The organism is Parasediminibacterium sp. HNIBRBA5674 (assembly GCF_056745525.1).
This window is the reverse complement of the sequence record NZ_JBQWIE010000073.1, coordinates 1-5,611: the sequence shown is the minus strand read 5'-3', so window position 1 is coordinate 5,611 and position 5,611 is coordinate 1. Positions and strand designations below refer to the sequence as shown.

The window sequence follows — 5,611 nt, the reverse complement described above, 5'->3', positions numbered from 1 at the left end:
AGAAAGATACAAACAACTAATTCATTGCACTGGTTACGCAAGTACCCAAACCTTATTAGAGACTTTGTTCCAACAGCCATTAATCAACTTTGGGTAAGCGATATCACGTATTGGAAGCTAGGGGTAAAACCTAGTTATATCAGCTTTATAACAGATGCTTTTAGCAGAAAGATAGTTGGCTATAATGTGGCATCTACATTAGAAGCTGTTGAAAGTATCTCAGCGTTGCAGATGGCTTTTTCAGCTTTGAGGGCTGAAAAGCCATCGCAACTAGTTCATCATAGCGATAGGGGGTCGCAATATTGCAGTGCTGGTTATGTAAAGCTCTTGCAGGATTATAATGTAGAAATTAGTATGACAGAAAATGGTGACCCTTTGGAAAATGCCATAGCAGAAAGATTAAATGGTATCATGAAACAGGAATATTTAGAAACCTACAAAATACTTAAACTTACCGATGCTAAAGCATTACTAAAGAAAGCTGTAGAACTCTACAACAACGAAAGACCACATATGAGTATCGGTAACTTAACGCCTAATCAAATACATCAAACTAGTAACCTCATAAAAACAGAAAAACTATGGAAGAACTATTATCAGAAAAAAACTACTATTGTAAATCAAACCTAGGATTAATCCCAAACTGTAAACCTAGTACAGTATTGAACAAATAATCTGTAAACTTTTTTTAGGACAAGTCATACTAATGCCACACCTGTAGCAAGCCCTTCCCGTTGGTGGCAATGCTTCGGGCAACAGTATTATTATTGGCAGACAGTCTAAAACTCAACAACCAAACAGACTTCAACAATTTAGCCAACTGTAAAAACTAAATTCTAAAAATGCTTTCCACCAACGGAAAGTATGGACATTACAGAATTAATTGAACTTGGGCTTCAAAAAAATTACATATCTCTATCTACAGACAGCAAGATAATAACCTATATCCAACAAGGAAAAACTTATAAGTTTACAGACCCAGAAGAATTTGTAAGAGCTGAATATTACGTTGAGCTAATTGAAAAATATCAATACCGACCTTCACGAATAGACTTTGAAATTGTAGTTCCAAGAAGAACACCAAGCGACCTTGCAGGCATTGTTATTTATGAAGATGATGAAAAGTTAAAACCCTACATCGTTGTAGAGTGCAAACGAGATGGAATTTCAGATGCAGAATTTGAACAAGCAATTGAGCAAGCTTTTGGCAATGCAAATTCTGTAAGAGCACCATTTAATGGAACAGTTGCAGGTAATACAAGACGTTTTTTTGATGTCAAAAATTATCCAGCAAATGAGAGAACAAGAAATATCATTGCTGATATTCCCATTAACTATGGCAAAGTTCAAGAATATAGATTTAGAAAAGGCGATAAGAATTGGGATATAAAACCAGTTAATAAAGAAGAACTAATTAGACTACTTGAAAAGTGCCACAATACACTTTGGGATGGTGGCAAAATGCAGCCCACAGAAGCATTTGACGAGTTAAGCAAAATCATTTTTGTAAAAGTTAGGACGAACAAACAGCAAGAAAAAAAGGCGAACCTTATGACTTTCAAATTAAAACACACGAAACACCTGACAGCGTTCATAAAAGAATAACTTCAATTTATGAAGAAGCAAAAAAAGACGACCCTGATGTTTTTAGTGAAAACATTTTAAGTGTAGCAACTAAACTTTTTACAGTTGTTAATCACTTACAAAGTGTTGACCTTTCAAGAACTGACCTTGACACAAAAGGATTAGCTTTTGAAAGGTTTATGGAAGACTTTTTTAAAGGCAAACAAGGGCAATATTTTACACCAAGAGAAGTAGTAAACTTTATCGTGCAATGTTGTGATATGACAAATCGTTCAAAAGTTATAGACCCTTCTTGTGGAAGTGGTGGTTTTCTTTTGTATGCGTTAGACCATGTACGTCAACAAGCAGCAGAATATTATGATGAAGGAACAGGCGAACATTATAAATATTGGCACGACTTCGCAGCAAACAACTTATTTGGAATTGAAGTAAATGAACGAATTGCAAGAGTTGCAAAAATGAATATGATAATCCACGATGATGGGCATACCAATGTAATTTGTTCAGACGCATTAGAACTTCACAGCAAAGTACAATCAATCAACCAAAGATTTAAAGAAGACGATTTTGATTTAATTATTACTAATCCACCATTTGGAGCAACTGTAAAGAAAGAAGAAAAGCCATACTTAGGAACATACACTTTAGGAAAAGACAACAGCGATAAAATTAGAAAAACACAAAAAACTGAAATCCTATTTTTAGAACGTTGTTGGCAGTATTTAAAACCAGGAACAGGAAAAATTGCAGTCATTATTCCCGATGGAATGCTTACCAACACAACCTTAAAATATGTTCGTGATTTTATGACTTCAAAGTTTCAAATTGAAGGAATTATATCGTTACCCCAAGTCACGTTTGCACATTATGGAGCAGGTTTAAAATCCACCATTTTGATAATGCGTAAACTTAAGACTAATGAAAAAGTTAGTGACTATAATATTTTTTGTGCCATTGCAAACGAAGTTGGTTATGATGCAACAGGACGAAAAAGCAAAACTGATTTACCAAACATTTTACAAAAATTTAAAGACTTTCAAAAAGGCAAAAAGTGTTATGAGCATTTGACTTACGTAAAAAAGTTAAGTCAGCTAAATAACAACAGGCTTGACTCTTACTATTATTCACCAATGTTTGAAGACATTTTAAAAGAAGTTGAAAAGTCAAAACATCCTTTGAAAAAACTTATAGACGTTTGCGAACCTAATGGAATTTTCATAGGCAAAACACCATCTAAGGACGATTATTCTGAAAGTTCAATTGAGCCTAAAATTGTAAAAGTTGCAGCACTAAAAGCAGGTAAAGTAAACCTTGAACTTGTTGAGTTTGTTAACCCAGAATGTGTAGCCACAAGACTTATAAAAGAAGGCGACATTTTAATTTTAGGTGCAGCACACCAAGCAGAATATTTAGGGAAAAACCCTTGCATAGTTGAAATACCAGAACATTTGAAAGATGAAGAAATTTCCTTTGTTGGTGAATTAGTAAATGTTCGTTCAGACCATAGAAAAATAAATCCATACTATTTGCTACAACTGTTCAACACAAAAAATTATTTTTTACTTATCAACCGAGAAAAACGTGGACAAACCTCACACCTTTACCCTAAAGACTTACACAATTTATTAGTGCCAGTTCCAAAGGACATAGCAAAACTAAATAAGAGTGCAGAGCATTACCAACAACAATACAATAAATATGAAGAGCATATAAAAAAAGCAAATGAAATTCTTGCTCAATACTACAAGGACTTTGAAAACGAATATTTAAACTAAAACGTTTACAGTTTGACACACCAAGCAATGCGAAAAATAGCACAGCCACCAACATGGGGTTTGCTGCAAGTGTGGCTGGACGTTGTTAGCATCAGCAGCAGTTCGCTATTCAGCTTCAGTCCGGGCTTGACGGAATGCCATTGGGCTTTTGGTTTTTAACCCGTACTTTTAGTCCATTATTCAGCAGCGGTTCCGGGCAGACGTAATACTAATACCACACCTGCAGCAAGCCCTGTTCGTTGCCTGCTATACTGTTGAACACCTTTTAATAATGGCAGTTTTATAAAATAGACAAAGAAAATCAGCTTAAACTTACAGAAGAAATTATTAAAACTGCTTACCATTTACTAATTCGCAAATTGGCAAATGGTGGACTAACTGCAAGAAACGAAAATGCTTTTCAACTTGAATTTGGATACATTTTAAAAACGCTTGGACAACTTTATGAGTTTCGCCTTGCAGACAAATTTCATCTTGAATTTGAGACATATATTTCATTGACAGAGCAAAGCATTAAAAGCAAATCAGACAGAGCAAGAGTTGACCTTTTAATAAAATACCAGGACGACAAAACTTTGACAAAAGCTGCAATTGAATTAAAGTTTTTTAAGAAAGAAAATCATAGAGAACCTAACAGCAGATATGATGTTTTTAAAGACCTTTCTAACCTTGAACTTTACAAACAACACGGCATAGACCTTTGTTATTTTATTTTAGCGACAGACCATAGCCATTATGTAAATCAAGAAACTTATTCAACAGACACATCAGACTTTGATTTTAGAAATGGCAAACAATATAGAGCAGGAACAATTTTACAATACAAGACTGAAAAACCTTATGGAGACGACATTTCGTTAAGACAAGATTATTCTTTTAGTTGGGACACAGTTGAAAATTATCACTTCTTAAAAGTTAGGGTTTGACACATCAAACGAAGAAGTACAGCAGGCAACATTGGGCTTGACGTTGTAAGCATCGACTTTTTTTTCGCTATTGTGCTTCAGTTCCAGCAGGACGTTATAAATTTGGCTTATGATTAAAAAATCAGCAATATTGCAATCATCAACTTCGGTTACGGGCTGACGGATTTCAAATGCCCAAACTGCAGCAAGCCCTGTTCGTTGCACGCAACCTTAGACAAAAACTTCAATGCAGAAAAAAATACTTTTTGGGACAATAGTTTTACTAATTGTTGTTGTTCTTATAGACATAACAATTAGGACTTTGTACTGTACTAATATTCACTTGAAATTTAACTCACAAGAGTTTAATAATATAGCCTCACCAATTATTTCTCTTTTAGGTTTTGGTGCTGTATTGGTAACAATTCTTTTGACACTAAAGCAAGTAAAACATCAACAAGGAAGCAATTATTTTAATTATTACAAAGACCAAATAAATAAAATGGCTGCCGAAGGTTCGACTAATAGTGGCATTGGATATTCAACTTCTGAGCTTTTGAATTTTCCTATCTATGTTTCAAATAAGTTTGATGATTTAGAAAAATTTCCTGATTATTTTACTGACCTTGAAAAATTTATTTCAGGAGTTCCTGTAAGAAGTGAGAATAAACCTTATGACACAATTTTGGGTAACATAAGACTTTTTATAACAAGTTTAAACCTCTTGCTAAAGAGGTATAAAAGTTTTATTAAAGAGATAGATAATCACGAATTTTTAGACAGCACTCAAAAAAAATTGCTATTGAAAGAACTATTTGACACACAAGTAGAGAAATACTATACTGGCTGCTGGCTTATAGACTTTGACACTGAACTTAAAGAGATTAAAGAAAAACTTTATTGGGCATTTGTTCCAAACATTAAAGAAGACTTTAAATTTTTCGATAGTAGATTCTATGATTTGAAAAACTTTATTGATACTCGTGACGATTTGAAAAAACATACAGTTGCTGAATGAAAAGGCAGCGTGCAACATTAGGTTTGGCATTATTGGGGCTTGACGAATATAGCCTCAACATTCGTTCATTATTGTACTTCAGTTTGGGCTTGACGGAGTTCTATTTAACTAAACAATATATTTGAACAGCAAACAAAAATTGGGCTTCAGTTATGGGCAGACGTAACGCTAATTCCCCAACTGCCACAAAGCCTCGACCGTTAGCTGAAACCCTCGTACCACCCTGCCAACTTAGGCAGACTGACAATAAACTAACGTGAGTTCGGTTTAAGAAACAGCGAAAAAGGTGTTGAAATTGTCTATTAATTGTACCACCAATTGCTAAACAA

At 34.3% G+C, this 5,611-nt stretch carries 6 protein-coding genes; 5 read left to right on the top strand and 1 reads right to left on the bottom strand.

Going from position 1 to position 5,611, the window contains the following annotated elements; genetic code table 11:
• The 5 genes from ACT9TX_RS18180 to ACT9TX_RS18160 all read left to right on the top strand — a co-directional run.
• Positions 1-630 (top strand): IS3 family transposase (locus ACT9TX_RS18180; RefSeq protein WP_481340496.1); only part of this gene is annotated, 630 nt, incomplete at its 5' end.
• A 234-nt stretch (positions 631-864) separates the two neighbouring features.
• Positions 865-1,605 carry a type I restriction enzyme HsdR N-terminal domain-containing protein gene (locus ACT9TX_RS18175; RefSeq protein ID WP_481340494.1) on the top strand — a complete coding sequence of 247 codons (741 nt, stop codon included), beginning with the start codon at positions 865-867 and terminating at the stop codon, positions 1,603-1,605.
• On the top strand, positions 1,563-3,359 hold the full coding sequence (locus tag ACT9TX_RS18170; RefSeq protein WP_481340498.1) for an N-6 DNA methylase: 1,797 nt from the start codon (positions 1,563-1,565) through the stop codon (positions 3,357-3,359). The genes ACT9TX_RS18175 and ACT9TX_RS18170 overlap by 43 nt, the downstream gene beginning before the upstream one ends.
• A 359-nt stretch (positions 3,360-3,718) precedes the next feature.
• Entirely contained in the window at positions 3,719-4,285 is a 567-nt protein-coding gene (locus ACT9TX_RS18165; RefSeq protein ID WP_481340492.1) for a hypothetical protein, read from the top strand.
• A gap of 226 nt (positions 4,286-4,511) precedes the next feature.
• On the top strand, positions 4,512-5,282 hold the full coding sequence (locus ACT9TX_RS18160; protein ID WP_481340490.1) for a hypothetical protein: 771 nt from the start codon (positions 4,512-4,514) through the stop codon (positions 5,280-5,282).
• A 100-nt stretch (positions 5,283-5,382) separates the two neighbouring features.
• Here ACT9TX_RS18160 and ACT9TX_RS18155 read toward each other — a convergent pair.
• Positions 5,383-5,611: hypothetical protein (locus ACT9TX_RS18155; protein WP_481340488.1), on the bottom strand; the 229-nt coding region annotated here is incomplete at its 5' end.

Bases quoted from the DNA above. Each gene is read 5' to 3' on its own strand.
- ACT9TX_RS18175 (WP_481340494.1), top strand. From the start codon at position 865: ATGGACATTACAGAATTAATTGAACTTGGGCTTCAAAAAAATTACATA.
- ACT9TX_RS18160 (WP_481340490.1), top strand. From the start codon at position 4,512: ATGCAGAAAAAAATACTTTTTGGGACAATAGTTTTACTAATTGTTGTT.